Annotated in this window: 16 protein-coding genes; 9 read left to right on the top strand and 7 right to left on the bottom strand. The window is 70.3% G+C overall.

The features are described from left to right. Positions 1 to 59: 59 nt before the first annotated feature. The gene (locus ABZ823_RS06195; protein ID WP_361654303.1) at positions 60 to 953 is read right to left on the bottom strand and encodes a serine hydrolase; all 894 of its coding nucleotides are present in this window, start codon (positions 951 to 953) and stop codon (positions 60 to 62) included. 205 nt (positions 954 to 1158) lie between these two features. Between ABZ823_RS06195 and ABZ823_RS06200 the strand changes: the two genes are divergently transcribed. Together ABZ823_RS06200 and ABZ823_RS06205 are read left to right on the top strand one after the other, a co-directional pair. Next, positions 1159 to 1842 carry a GntR family transcriptional regulator gene (locus tag ABZ823_RS06200; protein ID WP_361654305.1) on the top strand — a complete coding sequence of 228 codons (684 nt, stop codon included), beginning with the start codon at positions 1159 to 1161 and terminating at the stop codon, positions 1840 to 1842. Then, positions 1839 to 3155 (top strand): MFS transporter, encoded by a 1317-nt coding sequence (locus ABZ823_RS06205; protein ID WP_361654308.1) that lies wholly within the window; start codon positions 1839 to 1841, stop codon positions 3153 to 3155. Before ABZ823_RS06200 ends, ABZ823_RS06205 begins: the two co-directional genes overlap by 4 nt. 115 nt (positions 3156 to 3270) lie before the next feature. Here ABZ823_RS06205 and ABZ823_RS06210 read toward each other — a convergent pair whose 3' ends face one another. Then, entirely contained in the window at positions 3271 to 4089 is an 819-nt protein-coding gene (locus ABZ823_RS06210; protein ID WP_361654311.1) for a carbon-nitrogen family hydrolase, read from the bottom strand. A 177-nt stretch (positions 4090 to 4266) separates the two neighbouring features. Here ABZ823_RS06210 and ABZ823_RS06215 point away from each other — a divergent pair, with 177 nt between their 5' ends. Beyond that, on the top strand, positions 4267 to 5091 hold the full coding sequence (locus ABZ823_RS06215; protein WP_361654314.1) for a maleylpyruvate isomerase family mycothiol-dependent enzyme: 825 nt from the start codon (positions 4267 to 4269) through the stop codon (positions 5089 to 5091). Between the two features lie 160 nt (positions 5092 to 5251). Here ABZ823_RS06215 and ABZ823_RS06220 read toward each other — a convergent pair whose 3' ends face one another. After that, positions 5252 to 5746: an LURP-one-related family protein gene (locus ABZ823_RS06220; protein WP_361654317.1), complete on the bottom strand. Its 495-nt coding sequence runs from the start codon at positions 5744 to 5746 to the stop codon at positions 5252 to 5254. Between the two features lie 185 nt (positions 5747 to 5931). Between ABZ823_RS06220 and ABZ823_RS06225 the strand changes: the two genes are divergently transcribed. Then, positions 5932 to 6345, top strand: coding sequence for a cupin domain-containing protein (locus tag ABZ823_RS06225; protein WP_361654319.1), 414 nt, complete (start codon positions 5932 to 5934; stop codon positions 6343 to 6345). Positions 6346 to 6450: 105 nt separating this feature from the next. Here ABZ823_RS06225 and ABZ823_RS06230 read toward each other — a convergent pair whose 3' ends face one another. Next, on the bottom strand, positions 6451 to 6699 hold the full coding sequence (locus ABZ823_RS06230) for a hypothetical protein (protein ID WP_361654322.1): 249 nt from the start codon (positions 6697 to 6699) through the stop codon (positions 6451 to 6453). A gap of 143 nt (positions 6700 to 6842) precedes the next feature. On the opposite strand from ABZ823_RS06230, the gene ABZ823_RS06235 reads away from it, so the two are divergent. After that, positions 6843 to 8669 carry an NHL domain-containing thioredoxin family protein gene (locus ABZ823_RS06235; protein ID WP_361654324.1) on the top strand — a complete coding sequence of 609 codons (1827 nt, stop codon included), beginning with the start codon at positions 6843 to 6845 and terminating at the stop codon, positions 8667 to 8669. Between the two features lie 25 nt (positions 8670 to 8694). On the opposite strand, the gene ABZ823_RS06240 is transcribed toward ABZ823_RS06235, so the two are convergent. From ABZ823_RS06240 to ABZ823_RS06250, 3 genes are all read right to left on the bottom strand, one after another. Beyond that, entirely contained in the window at positions 8695 to 8937 is a 243-nt protein-coding gene (locus ABZ823_RS06240; RefSeq protein WP_361654327.1) for a DUF6458 family protein, read from the bottom strand. 150 nt (positions 8938 to 9087) lie between these two features. Continuing rightward, entirely contained in the window at positions 9088 to 10386 is a 1299-nt protein-coding gene (locus tag ABZ823_RS06245) for a M18 family aminopeptidase (protein ID WP_361654330.1), read from the bottom strand. A 131-nt stretch (positions 10387 to 10517) separates the two neighbouring features. Then, positions 10518 to 12344, bottom strand: a complete 1827-nt coding sequence (locus ABZ823_RS06250; protein WP_361654769.1) for an acyl-CoA dehydrogenase — start codon at positions 12342 to 12344, stop codon at positions 10518 to 10520. Positions 12345 to 12487: 143 nt separating this feature from the next. Between ABZ823_RS06250 and ABZ823_RS06255 the strand changes: the two genes are divergently transcribed. From ABZ823_RS06255 to ABZ823_RS06270, 4 genes are all read left to right on the top strand, one after another. Then, complete coding sequence (locus ABZ823_RS06255; RefSeq protein ID WP_234512551.1) at positions 12488 to 12979, top strand: SseB family protein; 492 nt, start codon at positions 12488 to 12490, stop codon at positions 12977 to 12979. 417 nt (positions 12980 to 13396) lie between these two features. Then, on the top strand, positions 13397 to 15337 hold the full coding sequence (locus ABZ823_RS06260; protein ID WP_361654334.1) for an Ig-like domain repeat protein: 1941 nt from the start codon (positions 13397 to 13399) through the stop codon (positions 15335 to 15337). Between the two features lie 113 nt (positions 15338 to 15450). Further along, a complete protein-coding gene (locus ABZ823_RS06265; protein ID WP_361654337.1) occupies positions 15451 to 16431 on the top strand; it encodes a pirin family protein in 981 nt (326 codons plus the stop codon). 149 nt (positions 16432 to 16580) lie between these two features. Beyond that, the gene (locus ABZ823_RS06270; protein WP_361654340.1) at positions 16581 to 17660 is read left to right on the top strand and encodes an AI-2E family transporter; all 1080 of its coding nucleotides are present in this window, start codon (positions 16581 to 16583) and stop codon (positions 17658 to 17660) included. Positions 17661 to 17667: the final 7 nt, after the last annotated feature.

The following is a 17667-nucleotide window of genomic DNA, read 5'->3' on the forward strand; positions in this document are numbered from 1 at the left end:
CAGGGACGGCGAAGGGGCCGGCCGCGACGAGCGGCCGGCCCCTTCGCGCCGAGTGGGGATCAGACGGCGAAGCCGTAGTTCAGCAGCTTCTTCGCATCGGCGAGGCGGTTGTCGATCGTCGACGACGCCAGGACCGTACCGATGATCGTCTTGCCGTTGCGGGTCGCGGCGAAGACCAGGCAGTACTTGGCCTCCGGGCCCGAGCCCGTCTTCACACCGATGGCGCCGCTGTAGGTGCCGAGCAGCGGGTTGGTGTTCGTCCAGTTGTAGTAGCGGTAGCCGCCGCTCTTGGTGGTGACCTTCTGCTTGGTCGACTTGGTGTTCACGACCGAGCGGAAGGTGGAGTTCTTCATCGCGTTGCTAGCGAGCTTCGTCAGGTCACGCGGCGTCGAGTAGTTGTTGCCGTTGCCGATGCCGTCGAACGAGTCGAAGTGCGTGCGTGTCAGGCCGAGGCTGCGGGCAGTGCTGTTCATCTTGCCGAGGAACGACTTCACGCGTGCGTCGCGCGTCGAGCCGGAACCGAACTTGTCCGCGAGCGCGTAGGCCGCGTCACAGCCGGAGGGCAGCATCAGCCCGTACAGCAGCTGACGGACGGTGACCCTGTCGCCGACGATCAGGTGGGCCTGGGAGGCGTTGTTCCGGACGACGTAGTCGCTGTAGGCCTTCTGGATCGTGACCTTGGCGTCCAGGTTCAGGTTCGACTGGGACAGCACCACCTTGGCGGTCATGATCTTGGTGGTGGAGCCGGTGGACAGCTTCGTGTCGGCGGCCTTGGTGTACAGGCCCTTGCCGGTGCTGTTGTTCATCACGAACCCGCCCTTGGCGGTGATCGTGGGCTGTGTGACGGCTTGCGCGGGTGCCGCGGTGAGGGCGGCGGCGGTGAGCACGGCTCCGGTGGTGACCACTGCCGCGGCTGCTTTGCGAACTCGCGCGCCCTTAATGCCGGTAATCAAGTTGAACGCTCCGATTGCGTCTCTGATGCTCTTTCTGCATCCAAATGCCCCTGGAGGACGGCCAGATGGCAAGGCCGCCTTCTCGTGAGACTCGTAACTAGCACAAAAAGATGTGCGGTTGCCGGGATGGGCGTGGGAGGAATCTCTCCGGTCCACATCATGGACGCGCATCGGCTTGAACACGCGTTGTATCTATCATGTGCGCATGCCTTCAGCGCCATCCGCCGCCCCCGCTCAGGAGAATCCGACCGCCAAGCAGCCGCCCGCCGCCGACCGTGTCTACACGCATGTCAAACGGGGCGTCCTGGAGCGCCGTTACGAGGGCGGCACGCTGCTCACCGAGGGAGAGCTCGCCGAGGAGGTGGGGGTCTCGCGGACTCCGGTACGCGAGGCGCTGCTCCGGCTGGAGGTCGAAGGCCTGATCAAGCTCTACCCGAAGAAGGGGGCCCTGGTCCTGCCCGTCTCCGCGCAGGAGATCGCGGACGTGGTGGAGACGCGTCAGCTCGTCGAGGAACACGCGGCACGCAAGGCCGTGCCCGCCCCGCCCCTGCTGATCCACCGCCTCGAGGAACTGCTCGCACGCCAGAAGGAGCAGGCCGCCGCCGGGGATCTGGCCGGGGCGGCGGTCACCGACCGCACCTTCCACGCCGAGATCGTGCGCAGCGGCGGCAACGAGATCCTCTCCCGCCTGTACGACCAACTCCGCGACCGCCAGCTGCGGATGGGGGTCGCGGTCATGCACTCGCACCCCGACCGGATCGCCAAGACGCTCACCGAACACGAGGAGATCCTCGAGGCCCTGCGGTCAGGCGACGCCGAGGCGGCCGTCGACATCGTCCACCGGCACGTCAGCTGGTTCTCCCACCTGGCGCGGGGTGAGGTGCGATGAGTTCCCGTTCCCTGAACTCCCAAGCGGTCTCCCTGCCCGGGGACCCGCCGGGCGGCCCGCGTGCCGTCGCGGTGTGGGCCATCGGCGTCTCGGTCTACTTCGTCGCCGTCATCTTCCGCACGTCCCTGGGCGTGGCCGGGCTCGACGCCGCGGACCGCTTCCACGTGAACGCGTCCGCCCTGTCCACCTTCTCGATCCTCCAGCTCCTTGTGTACGCGGGGATGCAGATACCCGTCGGCCTGCTGGTGGACCGGCTCGGCACCAAGAAGGTGCTGGCCATGGGCGTCGTGCTCTTCACCGCAGGCCAGGTGGGATTCGCGTTCTCCACCTCGTACGGAATGGCCCTCGCCTCGCGGGCGCTGCTCGGCTGCGGTGACGCGCTGACGTTCATCAGCGTGCTGCGTCTCGGCACCCGCTGGTTCCCGGCCCGCCGCGGCCCGCTGGTCGCGCAGCTCGCCGGTCTGGCCGGCATGGCGGGCAACCTGGTCTCGACGCTCGTGCTGGCCCGGCTGCTGCACCGTATCGGCTGGACGGCCGCGTTCGGCGGCAGCGCCTTCGCAGGGGCCCTCGTCCTCCTGCTGCTCCTCCTCTTCCTGAAGGACCACCCCGAGGGGCACGAGCCGGAGCCGTTCCCGCATCACGGGTCCGCCTATGTGAGGCGGCAGATCGCGGCGTCCTGGCGGGAACCCGGCACCCGCCTCGGCATGTGGGTGCACTTCACGACGCAGTTCCCGGCGATGGTGTTCCTGCTGCTGTGGGGCCTGCCGTTCCTGGTGCAGGCGCAGGGGCTGTCGCGGGCGACGGCCGGGGAGCTGCTCACGCTCGTGGTGCTGTCGAACATGGTCGTCGGCCTGGTCTACGGGCAGATCGTCGCCAGGCATCACGCGGCACGGCTGCCGCTGGCGCTCGGGACGGTCGGGGCGACGGCGGTGATGTGGGCGGCCACGCTCCTCTACCCGGGTACGCACGCTCCGATGTGGCTGCTGGTCGTGCTGTGCACGGTGCTCGGGGCCTGCGGCCCCGCCTCGATGATCGGCTTCGACTTCGCGCGCCCGGCGAACCCACCGGAGCGTCAGGGCACCGCCTCCGGCATCACCAACATGGGCGGTTTCATCGCCTCCATGACGACGCTGCTGGCGATCGGCGTGCTGCTGGACGCCACCGGAGACGACTACGCGGTGGCCTTCTCCGCCGTGTTCCTCCTGCAGGCGCTGGGACTGAGCCAGATCCTGCGGCTGCGCAAGCAGGCGGCGCGCAGGGAGCGGGAGCGGCTGGTGGCCAGCCGTGTGGAGACGGTGCACGTGCCGGCGTAGGGCCTGCCGGCACGGCGGAGGGGTGTGGGCGCGGGGGCGGGTGCACTGCCCCCGCTGGGCGGACGAGGCAAGCGAGGGGCCACAGGGGCCAGGCCACGGCCCGCGTGGCCGACCTTCAGCGCCGCGGGGGCTCCAGGCCCAGCACCCGGTCCTTCAGCGCCGGGAACTGTTCCCGTGTGGCCGCGACCTTCTCCGGGTCGAACTCCACCGTGAGAACTTCCTCGCCGGCGCCGGCCTCCGCGAGGACCTCGCCCCATGGATCCACCACGATCGAGTGACCCGCCTGCGGAACTCCCGCATGCGTCCCGGCCGTTCCACAAGCAAGGACGTACGCCTGGTTCTCGACCGCCCGTGCCTGGGCCAGCAGCGTCCAGTGGGACCGGCGGCGCTCCGGCCAGCCCGCCGGGATCACGAGCGTCTCGGCCCCCGCGGTCACGAGCGAGCGGAACAGCTCGGGGAAGCGGAGGTCGTAGCAGGTGGCCACGCCGACGGTCGTCTCCGGCAGACGCACCGTCACCAGCTCGGTCCCCGCGCCCATCAGCACGGCCTCGCCCTTGTCGAAGCCGAAGCGGTGGATCTTGCGGTAGGCGGCGGCCAGTTCACCGGAGGGGGAGAAGATGAGAGACGTGTTGTAGAGAGGGCTCTCGCCCGCGGGGGAGCCGCCGTCGGATGCGGCACGTTCGGGGATCGAGCCGGCGTGCAGCCACACGCCCGCGTCGCTCGCCGCCTTCGCCATCGCCTCGTGCGTGGGCCCGTCCAGCGGTTCGGCCTCGGTCCCGAACCTCTCATAGGCGAACGCGCCGGTGGTCCACAGCTCGGGCAGCACCACGAGGTCGACTCCGGCTTGATCGCGTACCAGAGAGGCGGCTCGCCGACGGCGCGCCTCGACCGATTCGTCCTCTTCCACCCGCATCTGGATCAAGGAGGCGCGCACACTACCACCGTCCTGGCATTCGAGCCTTCAGTACAGGCCTACGATCGTCACACGAAAGCACTGCCGGGGTGCCTCACAGCAGCGTAACTTAACGTTCCGAGACACCCGCCGACAGTCGCCTCCCGTCGACACAGCTGTCAATCGCCCGTGCACCGACCGCCCGAGGGGTCCCGTTCCGTGAGTCTGCATCCCACCCTCCAGCCCTACGCCGACGCCTGGACCCACTCCATCGAAGCGATATCCGAGTTGGTGCAGCCCCTTGTGGAAGGGGAATGGAACCGGCGGACGCCCTGCCCCGGCTGGTCGGTGCGGGACGTGATCTCGCACGTCATCGGCATGGACTGCGAGATGCTCGGCGACCCCCGCCCCATCCACACCCTCCCGCGCGATCTCTTCCACGTCACGAACGAGCACCAGCGCTACATGGAGATGCAGGTCGACGTCCGTCGTCACCACACGGCGCCGGAGATGACGTCCGAGCTGGAGTACACGATCATCCGCCGCAACCGCCAGCTGCGGAACGAGTCTCGGGATCCGGGCACCAAGGTGCGGGGCCCGCTGGGGAGCGAGCAGACCCTCGAGGAGGCCATGCGGTACCGCGCGTTCGACGTGTGGGTGCACGAGCAGGACCTGCGGGCGGCCCTGGGGGTCCCGGGGAACCTGGACTCGCCGGGCGCGTACATCACCCGCGACGAGCTGCTGGCCGCGTTGCCGAAGGTGGTGGCCGAGGGCGCGGGGGCGCCGCCCGGTTCGGCGGTCGTCTTCGACGTGCACGGCCCCGTCGAGTTCCTGCGCACGGTCCGGGTGGACGCGGAGGGACGGGGCTCGATCGACGGCACGCCCTCGCTGGGCCCGGCGGTGTCGCTCACGCTGGACTGGGAGACGTATGTCCGCCTCGCCTGCGGCCGCGTGACGGCGGACGCCGTGGCGGACCGCATCAAGGCGGAGGGCGACCCCGAACTGACGGCGGCGATCCTGCTGGCGTTCGCGGTCACCAGGTAGCGGACGGGGCCGGAGGCCACCCGCGGGGCACGCGGGTGGCGGACAGGCCGCCGGGCGGGCTGCGGACCGCCGGCGTCGGGTCCCGGCTCGGGCGTCCGTGCCGTGGCGGGCCGCTCAGACCGTCATCCCCCCTCGGCGGTCCGTGCCGCGGCGGGGCCGCTCAGTCCTCTTCCCGCTCCTTGTCCGCCAGGTGGATCACGCACACGGCCACCGCGATCATCAGCGCCGGATCCGCGTCCTCGCGGACGATGTCGACGCCGTACGTCTCGCGGATGGTCAGCCAGCGGCGGGAGATCTGCGCCAGCAGCTCCTCCTCGTACTCGATGGCGAACTCGCGGTCGAGGATCTTGCCGCTGACGTCGAGTTCCGTGCCGTCCACCAGCGAGACGCGGTAGTGGTTGCGCAGCAGGGACAGGCGCTTGCGACGGATCCTGGCCAGTGGTTCGCCCTCGCGCTCGATGACCATCGTGTCGCGCAGGGCGAACATCTTCTGGTGGATGTCGATCAGGACGCGCCCCTGTGTGTCCTTCAACTCGAACGTGTCCCGCAGCCGCAGCGCCTTGCCGTCGACCAGGAACACCTTGTTGCCGTGCTGGTCCTCGATCCAGTAGTCGTCACCGATGCCGAGGAGCCGGTCTCGTACGAGGAATCTCATACGGTGAGGGCTTCCCCCGCGGCCGGTCCGAAACGCCGCCGGTAGGCCGACGGACTGAGTCCGGCCTCGCGGCGCGGCCGCGCCCGCGGAGGGGCGATGCGCCACCGGGGCCGACGCGCGCCGGCCACGGCCAGTGCGGTTCCCGGCGCTTGTCCGCCGCGCCCGGCGCCCGGCACGATAGCCGTATGGAATCTCCGGCAACTCCGCCCCGTAGGGAACCCGTCGCCCTCGCCGAGGCTCTCGCCTCCTTCGCCGAGCTGTGGAGCCCGCGCATCGTCACCACCGTCAACGACTACGACGTGCGCGTCGCGAGGGTCGAGGGCGAGCATGTATGGCACACGCACGACCACACCGACGAGTTCTTCCTCGTCCTGGACGGCGAACTGAGCATCGCGCTGCGGGAGCCGGAGGGTGAGCGCACGGTCACGCTGTCCAAGGGCTCGGTCTTCACGGTCCCGCGCGGCACCGAGCACAAGCCGTCCGCCCCGGCCGGAGCGTCGATCCTGCTGTTCGAACCCACCGGCACGATGTCGGTCGGCGACCGTCACGAGGAGGTCCCGGGCCACGTCGACGCGACGACGGGGCACGCGCTGTCCTGAGTGCGCGCCACGCGTCCGGCCCGGTACGGGGGCCGGACGCGGACGAGTCCCCCGCCGCCGGTGGGGGACTCGTCCACGGACCGCGCGGGGACGCGGGCGGTCGGGCTACCGGTAGCCGTCCCGCATGTCCCGCATATCCCGCCTGTCGCGCAGGTCCTCGTCGTCCTCGTCCCACGACGAACGGCGCTCGTCGCGCTCCCGGCGCAGGCCGGAGCCCTCCACATCGCCGTCCGCCAAGTCGGACCCGCTCATGTCGGGGTCGTGGTCCCGGTCACGCCTGTCCTCGCCGGTGATCTCCCCGTGCTCGCGCTCACGGTCCCGTCGGCGGATCTGGTCGTCGATGTCTCGTGGCATGGAACTGCTCCCTTGCAATGGCCCCCCTGTATGCGTCGAGCATCCCTCCGTGACGGCATGTGCGCATCCCGTACGCGTACGCACCGTCACCCGGTTATCCACAGGCTTCCCGGGCCACCGATCACAGATGGCACCCTTGAGCCATGAACGACTCCACACCGCGCCGCGTCCGTGTCCGCGCCCCCGAGCTGGTCGGCAGGGGTGGCTGGCTGAACACGGGCGGAGAGCAATACACCCTCGCCGACCTGCGAGGACGCATTGTCATCCTCGATTTCTGGACGTTTTGCTGCATCAACTGTCTGCATGTCCTGGACGAGCTGCGCGAGCTGGAGGAGAAGCACCGCGACACCGTGGTGATCATCGGCGTGCACTCTCCGAAGTTCGTCCACGAGGCGGAGCACCAGGCGGTGGTGGACGCCGTGGAGCGGTACGGGGTGGAGCACCCCGTCCTCGACGACCCGGAGCTCGCCACCTGGAAGCAGTACGCCGTCCGCGCCTGGCCGACGCTCGTCGTCATCGACCCCGAGGGGTACGTGGTCGCCCAGCACGCGGGCGAGGGCCATGCCCACGCGATAGCGCGGCTCGTCGAGGAGCTGGAGCGGGAGCACGCGGCGAAGGGCACCCTGCGCCGCGGCGACGGCCCCTACGTGGCGCCGGAGCCGGAGCCCACCACCCTTCGTTTCCCGGGCAAGGCGCTTGCGCTGCCGTCCGGCACCTTCCTGGTCAGCGACACCACCCGGCACCAGCTGGTGGAGCTGGCGGCGGACGGCGAGACGGTGGTGCGGCGCATCGGTTCGGGTGTGCGGGGCTTCTCGGACGGCCCGGCCGAGGCGGCGAGCTTCAGCGAGCCGCAGGGTCTGGCGCTGCTGGACGACGGCGCGGTGGTCGTCGCCGACACCGTGAACCACGCGCTGCGCCGTCTGGACCTGGCGACCGGGGAGGTCGGCACGCTCGCGGGCACCGGCACCCAGTGGTGGCAGGGGTCGCCCACGTCCGGTCCCGCGCGGGAGGTGGACCTCTCCTCACCGTGGGACGTCGCGGTCTTCGGTGGCCGGGTGTGGATCGCCATGGCGGGCGTGCATCAGCTGTGGACGTACGACCCGGGGACGGCCACGGTCGCGGTGGCCGCGGGTACCACCAACGAAGGGCTGGTGGACGGCCCGGGAGCTCAGGCGTGGTTCGCGCAGCCGTCGGGTCTTGCGGTGTCGGCAGACGGGGAGCGCCTGTGGCTCGCGGACTCCGAGACGAGCGCCCTGCGCTGGGTGGACCGGGACGGCGCGGTGCACACGGCGGTCGGCACGGGGCTCTTCGACTTCGGGCACCGGGACGGCGCGGCCGAACAGGCCCTGTTCCAGCATCCGTTGGGGGTGACCGCGCTGCCGGACGGCTCGGTGGCGGTCAGCGACACCTACAACCACGCGCTGCGGCGCTACGATCCGGCGACGGGCGAGGTGACCACGCTGGCGACGGACCTGCGGGAGCCGTCGGACGCGGTGCTCGTCGGCGAGGACATCGTGGTGGTGGAGTCCGCCCGTCACCGGCTGACCCGGCTGCGGCTGCCCGAGGAGGCGGTGCAGGTCGCGTCGGTCGCCCACCGCACCCAGCGCGCGGCGACCGAAGTGGCTCCGGGTGGGCTGCGCTTGGAGGTGGTCTTCCAGGCCCCGGACGGCCAGAAGCTGGACACGCGCTACGGCCCCTCGACCCGTCTGCTGGTCTCCTCCACCCCGCCCGAGCTGCTGCTCCAGGGCGAGGGAGCCGGCACGGATCTCGCGCGCGAGCTGGAGCTGAACCCGTCCATATCCGAGGGCGTTCTGCATGTCTCGGCGATGGCCGCGTCCTGCGACGACGATCCGGCGAACGAGTACCCGGCGTGCCACGTCCACCAGCAGGACTGGGGAGTCCCGGTCCGTGTCACGGAGAGCGGGGCTACCCGGCTTCCGCTGGTGCTGGCGGGCATGGACGCGGAGTAGGCCGACGGGGCGGCCGGGCCCGGGGTCAGACCCCGTACCCGCCGTATCCGTCGCCGGGACGGTGCCGTTCCTCCTCGACGACGGGGGTGGGTGGCACCACGACCCGCCGCCGGCGGTAGATGCTGCTGAAGGTGGCCACCCCGATCAGCCCGACGATCATGAATATGACGCCGACCAGGTGAAGGTTGACGCCCTGCATGTGCCAGTCGGTCGCGAACGCGAGGATGGCCCCCACGGCGATCAGGATGATGCATCCACCCAGGCCCATGAGTCCTGCCCTCCCTGTGGGTCCGGTCCTTCCGGCCCGCAACCCGGGTACCCGGGAGGGCGGTGGGCATGCCGAGGCGGTCGCACGGGCGCGCGAGTGGTGTACGGGGAGAGGCGGGGAGAAGCGGGCTGCCACGGAGGGCGCAGCGCCTCAGCCCTCCAGGAACGCCACCAGCGCGTTCGCCAGCAGATGCGGGTCGTCCGCGGCGCACAGTTCGCGGGCGCTGTGCATCGAGAGGATCGCCGCGCCGATGTCGATCGTCTTGATGCCGTGGCGGGCCGCCGTGATGGGGCCGATGGTCGTGCCGCAGGGCATCGCGTTGTTCGAGACGAAGGACTGGAAGGGAACGCCCGCCTTCTCGCAGGCGGCGGCGAAGATCGCGCGGCCCGAACCGTCGGTGGCGTAGCGGTTGTTGACGTTCACCTTGAGGATGGGGCCGCCGCCCGCACGCGGGTGGTGGGTCGGGTCGTGCCGCTCCGGGTAGTTGGGGTGGACGGCGTGCCCGGTGTCGGAGGACAGGCAGACGGAGCCGGCGAAGGCCCGGGCCCGGTCCTCGTAGGAACCGCCCCGGGCGAACACCGAGCGCTCCAGCACGGATCCGAGCAGCGGGCCGTCGGCGCCGGTGTCGGACTGGGAGCCGTTCTCCTCGTGGTCGAAGGCCGCGAGCACCGGGATGCAGGACGAGGCGGTGCCGGAGCCGGCGACGGCCGCGAGCGCCGCGGTGGCCGCGTGCACGGACAGCAGGTTGTCCATCCGCGGGGCCGCCATCAGCTCCTTGTCCCGGCCGAGATACGCGGGCGGCTCCACGGAGTGGGTCATCAGGTCCCAGCCCGTCACCTCGCCCGAGGCCAGTCCCAGCTCCTGCTCCAGGAACGCGATGAGGTCGCCGTCCCGCACATCGTCCCCCAGACCCCAGATGGGCTGGAGATGGCGCTGCTTGTCCAGCTTCAGTCCCTCTGTGGAGACCGAGCGGTCCAGGTGCACGGCCAGCTGCGGCACCCGCAGCAGCGGCCGGTCGACGTTCACGAGGCGGGTGGAGCCGTCGCGCAGGGACAGCCGGCCCGACAGGCCGAGGTCGCGGTCCAGCCAGGAGTTGAGCAGCGGGCCACCGTAGATCTCGACCGCGATCTGCCGCCAGCCGTGGCCGCCGCTGTCCGGCCGCGGCTTCACCCGCAGGTTCGGGGAGTCGGTGTGGGCGCCCACGACCCGGAACGGGGTGTGCGGATCGGCGCCCTCGGGGACGTACCAGGCGACGATCGCGCCCCCGCGGAGCACGAACTTGCCGCCGCTCGCCCCGTCCCACGCGTCCGTCTCCGCGACCTGCCGGAAGCCGGCCTTCTCCAGCCGCTCGGCGGCGTGTGCCACGGCGTGGTACGGCGACGGGCTGGCCGCAAGGAAGGACATGAGGTCGTCGGTGTGGCCGCGGTCGAAGCGAGGGCTTGTGCTCATGGGTTCACCTTAACGACGGGCGAGGGCCCGCTCCCGGTGATGGGGAGCGGGCCCTCGTAAGGAGGATGTGGAGGTTGGACGGGACCGGGCGGGATGCCGCGGGCGACGGCGCCCGCCAGGCCGGGGGTGTCCTAGAACGCGGCCTCGTCCAGCTCCATGAGGTCCAGGTCCACGCCCTCGGCGACCTTGCGGGCCAGGGTCACGCTCGGCAGGACGTTGGCCGCGAAGAACTTCGCCGCCGCGATCTTGCCGGTGTAGAAGGCCACATCCTTGGCAGAGGCCGTCTGGAGCTTCTCGGCGGCGACCGCGGCACCCTTCAGCAGCAGGTAGCCGACGATCACGTCACCGGAGGCCAGCAGCAGGCGGGTGGTGTTCAGGCCCACCTTGTAGATGTTCTTGACGTCCTGCTCGGTGGCCGCGAGGTCGGTCAGCATCAGGCCGACGATCGCCTCCAGCTCGACGGCCGCCTTTGCGAGGTGCTCGCGGGCCGTGGCCAGCTCCTCGCCGCCGGTGCCGATGGCCAGGAACTTCTTGATGTCCTCGGCGAGCGAGTTCAGCGCGGCGCCCTGGTTGCGGACGATCTTCCGGAAGAAGAAGTCCTGGCCCTGGATCGCGGTGGTGCCCTCGTAGAGGGTGTCGATCTTGGCGTCGCGGATGTACTGCTCGATCGGGTACTCCTGGAGGAAGCCGGAGCCGCCGAAGGTCTGGAGGGACTGCGCGAGCTGCTCGTAGCCCTTCTCGGAGCCGTAGCCCTTGACGATCGGCAGGAGCAGGTCGTTCAGGGCGTGCTCGGTGGAGGCGTCCTCGCCGTTCGCCTCCTTGACCGCGATCGCGTCCTGCACGGAGGCGGTGTAGAGGACCAGGGCGCGCATGCCCTCCGCGTACGCCTTCTGCGTCATCAGCGAGCGGCGCACGTCGGGGTGGTGGGTGATGGTGACCTTGGGCGCGGTCTTGTCCATGAAGTTGGCCAGGTCCGGACCCTGGACGCGCTCCTTGGCGTACTCCAGGGCGTTCAGGTAGCCGGTGGACAGTGTGGAGATCGCCTTCGTGCCGACCATCATGCGGGCGAACTCGATGATGCGGAACATCTGGCGGATGCCGTCGTGCTTGTCGCCGATCAGCCAGCCCTTGGCGGGGTGGCGGTCGCCGAAGGTCATCTCGCAGGTGTTGGAGGCCTTCAGGCCCATCTTGTGCTCGACGTTGGTGGCGTAGACGCCGTTGCGCTCGCCCAGCTCGCCGGTCTCGAAGTCGAAGAGGTACTTCGGGACCAGGAAGAGGGACAGGCCCTTGGTGCCGGGACCGGCGCCCTCGGGACGGGCGAGGACGTAGTGGAGGATGTTCTCCTCCATGTCGTGCTCACCGGAGGTGATGAAGCGCTTCACGCCCTCGATGTGCCAGGAGCCGTCCTCCTGCTGGATCGCCTTGGTGCGGCCGGCGCCGACGTCCGAGCCGGCGTCCGGCTCGGTGAGCACCATGGTGGAGCCCCAGGTCCTGTCGACGGCTATCTGAGCGATCTTCTTCTGGACCTCGTTGCCCTCCTCGAAGAGGATGCGGGCGAAGGCCGGGCCCGAGGAGTACATCCACACCGCCGGGTTGGCGCCGAGGATCAGCTCCGCGTACGCCCAGATCAGGGACGGCGGGGCGGTGGTGCCGCCGATCTCCTCGGGCAGGCCGAGGCGCCAGTACTCGGAGTCCATGAAGGCCTTGTAGCTCTTCTTGAAGGACGCGGGGACCGGCGCGGTGTTGGTCTCCGGGTCGAAGACCGGCGGGTTGCGGTCGGCGTCCGCGAAGGACTCCGCCAGCTCGTTCTCCGAGAGGCGGGTCAGCTCTTCGAGGACGCTTTTCGCGGTGTCGGTGTCCATCTCCGCGAACGGGCCGCTGCCGTACAGCTTGTCGCGGCCGAGCACCTCGAAGAGGTTGAACTCGATGTCGCGGAGATTCGACTTGTAGTGCCCCATGGCGACGGCTCCGTAGAGGGATCGGCGAGGCACTGTCTCCTCGCATCCAGTTCACGTACTGACAAGTAGCTCCGATGATGCTACCCGTCGGTAATAAGAATCAACCCCTCACGGCCTATATGTGGCCCACTACTCTTTGGGGCATGTACGGCTACCAGAACGCGGGTGCGCAGCAGCAGTACGCCTCACCGCAGCAGCAGATGCCCGGGCAGCAGATGCCGGGCGGGCAGATGCCCGGCGGATACGGCCAGCAGCCTCCGCTGTACCCCGAGCCGTCGCCGCCCTCCCTCGCGGACGCGGTCCGCGCGTTCACCACCGGGTCGATGTCCGCCGAGGACTTCCAGCAGATCTTCGCCACGTCCAAGGTGTACTGCCCGCGCGGTGACAACCCCGGGTTCCTGGCGCTGCACAACACCCAGCAGCCGGTGATCCCGATGTTCACCTCGCTGAAGGAGCTGCGCCGGTACGCGGGCAAGGAGTCGAAGTACTTCGTGATCACCGGGGCGGAGGTGATCGATCTGCTGCCGACGGGGTACGGGTTCGTGCTCGACATGGAGGGGGAGCACCGGATGGTGTTCGACGCGAAGGCGGTCGAGCAGATGGTGGAGTTCGCCATGCGGCGTATGTACGGCTAGAGGCCATCGCTGTCGCTTCACGGACGGCCGGGGGCGTTGCTCCCTGGACGGCTCTGGAGGTCGTCTGCGCGCGCGGCTGGAGGTCGTTGCTTCGCGGAAGACCGGACGGCCGGACGGCCGGACAGCCGGATGGCCGGACAGCCGGATGGCCGGACAGCCGGATGGCCGGACAGCCGGACGCCGTTGCCGCGCTGACGGCTGGACGCCCCTGCCGCGTCGACGCCGACCCTGCCCGGCCGCGCGGCGGCCCGTCGCCGCCGGGAATTCCCCAACCGTTGTCACGGCCATGCCATAGAGTTCCCCCGGCAGCCGCGCCCCGCACGCCACCGCTCTCACGCGGTCGCGTCCGGGTGCCGCGCGGCGCTTCTCATCTCCCGGCCATCCCGGGATCTCTTGTGGGGGTTCATCACTGTGCGCATGCGCAGCACCTCGGCCGCGACGGCGCTCGCGGTCCTCTTCAGCTCGGTCGCGCTGAGCCTTGCCGCGGCGGGCTCCGCCTCGGCCGAGCCGGCCGTACTCACCCAGCCCGTGGGCCTCGTCGCCGACGGCGCCCTCCAGCGTGTCTTCGTCGCCGACCAGGACAACGGACGGATCCTGGCCACCGACTACAGCGGCACCCTGGCCGGCCTGAACGTCGGCTTCGGCCGCCCCAGCGACCTCGCGCTCTCCGACGACGGCCTCACCCTGTACGCGGCCCTGCCGACCAGCCACGAGATCGTGGCTCTCGACGCGGCCACCCTTCAGGTCAGGACCCGCTACGACATCGGCGCCGGCGCCGAACCGCGCGAGGTCGCCTTCGCGGGCGGACGGCTCTGGTTCTCGTACCGGATCACGGGTGAGGACGGCTTCTTCCACGGCAACCTGGGATCCATCGATCCCGCCGCCACCGACGCCGCCGCAGCGGTGGCTCTCGGACAGCTCCCGGACACGGTCGCCCCGTACTACAACGCGGCGATCCTCGACGCCGACCCGTCCGCGCCCGGTCTGCTGTCCTTCGCCGACAGCGGCGACAGCCCGGGCGCGCTGAACGTGCTCGACGTCTCGGGAGCCACCCCCCAGGTGGTCGCCAAGAGCGGCGGCGAGCAGTACTTCGGCGACATCGACCTCGGACCCGGCGGCTCCCAGGTGCTGTGGAACGGCTCCCGGAAGCTCTCGTACGCCGACGGCACCTTCACGGAGGCCGGGAACCTCACGGAGACGGGCTGGTCCGGCGACGTCTCGCCGAGCGGTCTGGTCGCCCAGGCCTACGACCGTCACGTCTCCGTCTACAAGCCGGGCGCCGTCACCCCGGTGCGCCGCTTCGACACGGGGACGTCCAGCATCGGCGAGGTGGCGTGGGCCCCCGACTCCTCGCGGCTGTTCGCCCTGTCCGGTACAGGTGGCACCTACACCCTCAAGGCGTTCACCGGCCCGTCGCTCAGCGTGCCGACCCTCACGGTCGACGCGCCCGCCTCCGCGACCCGCGCCAAGCAGCTCACCGTCAAGGGCAGGATCACGGCGAACGTGCCGCTCCCGGCGGGCGCGAAGCTCGCGGTCACCCGCACCGACCTGGACAGCCCCAGCGGCAAGGCGCTCCCCGCCGTCGCGGTGAAGGCGGACGGCACCTACTCCTTCACGGACACCCCGCCGGCCGGCGGCACCGTGACGTACAAGGCCGGTTACGCGGGCGACGCCGAGCACACGGCGGCCACCGCCTCCGACAAGGTCCAGGTCTCCCGTACGGCGACCACGCTGACCCTGAACAACAACGGCAAGCTCTACAACTACGGCACCGACGTCACCTTCACCGCGCACCTCGGCTCGACGTACAAGAACCGCACGGTCGAGATCTGGGCGGACCCCTTCGGTGGCGACAAGCCGAAGAAGCTGCTGAAGACCGGGAGGGTGAACTCCAGCGGCAACCTCTCGGCGGTCGTGGACATGACGCGTGACACGGCCGTCACCGCGGTGTTCAAGGGTGACGCCCGCTTCGCGCCCAAGACGGTGAAGGCCACGGCCTACGCCAGGGTCAGGGTCTCCACCGCCGTCTCCCGGCACTACAAGACGGGCAAGATCGGCTCGACGACGTACTACTGGTTCCACAAGAGAACCGACCCGCTGCTCACGACGACCATGACCTACTACCCGGGTCGTCAGCAGCGCTTCGACCTGGAGGTCTACTACGACGGCAGGTGGTACTCGCTCGACTCCCAGTACTTCCGGCTGGGGACCAACGGCAAGTCGGCCGTGAGCCTGGAGGCGCCCGGCGAGGCCGGGATCAGGGCGCGGATGCGGTCGGTGTACGTCAACGGCTCGTCCGGCGACAGCGTGAACTCCACGACGTACGGCGACTGGAAGTACCTCTACTTCAGCAACTGAACCAGCACTCGCGCGGCGGCGGGAGCCCGGAGGGAATGCCCTCCGGGCTTTCCGCGTTGGGGTGGCAGAAAGTTCAACAGTCAACTAAAGTGGAAGCACAAGGAGGTACCGACATGCCTGCAGTGACCGTAGAGAACCCGCTGACCCTGCCCCGTGTGGTCGCGCCGGCCGACGCGGTGTCCCGTCCCGTGCTCGGTGTCACGACCGCACCCAGCGGCTACGAGGGCGAGGGCTTCCCGGTCCGACGCGCGTTCGCCGGGATCCACTACCGCCACCTCGACCCGTTCATCATGATGGACCAGATGGGTGAGGTGGAGTACGCGCCGGGCGAGCCCAAGGGCACCCCCTGGCACCCCCACCGCGGCTTCGAGACCGTCACCTACATCATCGACGGCGTCTTCGACCACCAGGACTCGCACGGCGGTGGCGGAACCATCACCAACGGCGACACCCAGTGGATGACCGCGGGCTCGGGCCTCCTGCACATCGAGGCTCCGCCGGAGGCGCTCGTCGTGTCCGGCGGCCTGTTCCACGGCATCCAGCTCTGGGTCAACCTGCCCGCCAAGGACAAGATGATGGCCCCGCGCTACCAGGACATCCGTGGTGGCCAGGTCCAGCTGCTGACGACCCCCGACGGCGGCGCGCTGCTCCGCGTCATCGCCGGTGAGCTGGACGGCCACAAGGGCCCCGGCATCACGCACACGCCGATCACCCTGATCCACGCCACCGTGGCACCGGGCGCGGAGATCACCTTGCCCTGGCGCGAGGACTTCAACGGCCTTGCGTATGTCCTGGCCGGCCGCGGCAGCGTCGGTTCGGAGCGCAGGCCGATCCACCTCGGCCAGACCGCGGTGTTCGGCGCGGGTTCCTCGATCACCGTCCGCGCGGACGAGAAGCAGGACTCCCACACGCCGGACTTCGAGGTCGTCCTGCTGGGCGGGCAGCCGATCCGTGAGCCCATGGCGCACTACGGTCCGTTCGTGATGAACACCCGCGAGGAGCTCCAGCAGGCCTTCGAGGACTTCCAGAAGGGGCGCCTCGGCACCATTCCGGCGGTGCACGGGATGACCGAGCAGGGCCCGCAGGAAGCCTGACCAGCGGCTCCGCGCCGAAGCCGGCCTGACACGGCGTCATCCGGAACGGGCCGCTGATACGGCGTCGCCCGGACGGGCGGCTGATACGGCGTCACCCGGGCGGGCTGTCCGCACAGGACAGCCCGCCCTTCGCGTGTTCGGCTGGGAGGGTGCAGCTCCTCCCCGACCCCGTACGCCGGCTCGCCGCGTGGTGTGCCGCCGTGCTGCTGGTCGCCGGGGTCGTCTGGATCGTGATCCGGTTGTGCGGGCAGTTCCGTACGGCCGTCGTGCCCGTGCTGCTCGCGCTGCTCGGCACCGCGCTGCTCGGGCCGCTGCACCGGTGGCTCGTGCGGGCCGGGGTCCACCGTTCGCTCGCGGCCGGGATCACCTGCGTCGCCGTGGTGGCCGTGGTGGGCGGGGCCGTGTACATCGTCGTCGCCGCGCTCGTCGACACCGGCGACCAGATCCTGGCCTCGCTCAAGCGGGCCGCGATGTCGATCGCGTCGCGTTTCGGGGCGGCCGGCACCTCACTGGACGACCTGGCCACCAAGTCCAAGGACCTGCTCTCCAAGTTCGGGGGGACCGCCGCCTCCAACGTGATCAGCGGGGTCAGCGTCGTGGCCGAGTACATCGCCATGGCCGTACTGGCACTGCTGCTCGTCTTCTTCTTCCTGCGCGACTCGCACCGGGTGGCGGACCAGCTGCGCTCGCTCTCCCCGCGCGGCACCGTCGGCACCGTCGAGGCCGTGGCGCGGCGCGCCTACGAGGCCGTCGAGGGGTTCATGCGCGGCACCACGGTCATCGCGCTCATCGACGCGACGCTGACCACCGTGGGGCTGCTGATCCTCCACGTTCCGGGCGCGATCGGGCTCGGCGCCCTCGTCTTCGTGGGCGCCTACATCCCCTACCTCGGGGCCTTCCTCTCCGGCGCGGTCGCGGTCCTGGTCGCCCTCGCGGACCGCGGAGTGGTAATCGCGCTGTGGGCGCTCGGTGTCGTCGTCGCCGTGCAGGTGCTAGACGGGCATGTGCTCCAGCCGGTCGTGCAGAGCCGGACCGTGCGGATGCACCCGGCGGCGGTGCTGCTCGCGCTCACCGCGGGGGCGTCGGTCGCCGGGATCCTCGGGATGCTGCTGGCGGTGCCGCTGACCGCGGCGGCGTTCGGCGTCGGCCACGAGCTGCGGGCGCGGTACGGAGGGGCCGGACCGGAAACAGCGGCGCCGGGCGCGCGAGGGGAGCCACCGGGCGCGTGACGCGCGC

The sequence above is a fragment of the Streptomyces sp. NPDC047079 genome, from assembly GCF_040643755.1.
Classification (GTDB): Bacteria; Actinomycetota; Actinomycetes; order Streptomycetales; family Streptomycetaceae; genus Streptomyces.

Coding starts and splice junctions, on each gene's coding strand:
- ABZ823_RS06200 (WP_361654305.1), top strand. CDS start 1,159: ATGCCTTCAGCGCCATCCGCCGCCCCCGCTCAGGAGAATCCGACCGCC.
- ABZ823_RS06205 (WP_361654308.1), top strand. CDS start 1,839: ATGAGTTCCCGTTCCCTGAACTCCCAAGCGGTCTCCCTGCCCGGGGAC.
- ABZ823_RS06220 (WP_361654317.1), bottom strand. CDS start 5,746: ATGAGATTCCTCGTACGAGACCGGCTCCTCGGCATCGGTGACGACTAC.
- ABZ823_RS06225 (WP_361654319.1), top strand. CDS start 5,932: ATGGAATCTCCGGCAACTCCGCCCCGTAGGGAACCCGTCGCCCTCGCC.
- ABZ823_RS06230 (WP_361654322.1), bottom strand. CDS start 6,699: ATGCCACGAGACATCGACGACCAGATCCGCCGACGGGACCGTGAGCGC.
- ABZ823_RS06235 (WP_361654324.1), top strand. CDS start 6,843: ATGAACGACTCCACACCGCGCCGCGTCCGTGTCCGCGCCCCCGAGCTG.
- ABZ823_RS06240 (WP_361654327.1), bottom strand. CDS start 8,937: ATGGGCCTGGGTGGATGCATCATCCTGATCGCCGTGGGGGCCATCCTC.
- ABZ823_RS06245 (WP_361654330.1), bottom strand. CDS start 10,386: ATGAGCACAAGCCCTCGCTTCGACCGCGGCCACACCGACGACCTCATG.
- ABZ823_RS06250 (WP_361654769.1), bottom strand. CDS start 12,344: ATGGGGCACTACAAGTCGAATCTCCGCGACATCGAGTTCAACCTCTTC.
- ABZ823_RS06255 (WP_234512551.1), top strand. CDS start 12,488: ATGTACGGCTACCAGAACGCGGGTGCGCAGCAGCAGTACGCCTCACCG.
- ABZ823_RS06260 (WP_361654334.1), top strand. CDS start 13,397: ATGCGCAGCACCTCGGCCGCGACGGCGCTCGCGGTCCTCTTCAGCTCG.
- ABZ823_RS06265 (WP_361654337.1), top strand. CDS start 15,451: ATGCCTGCAGTGACCGTAGAGAACCCGCTGACCCTGCCCCGTGTGGTC.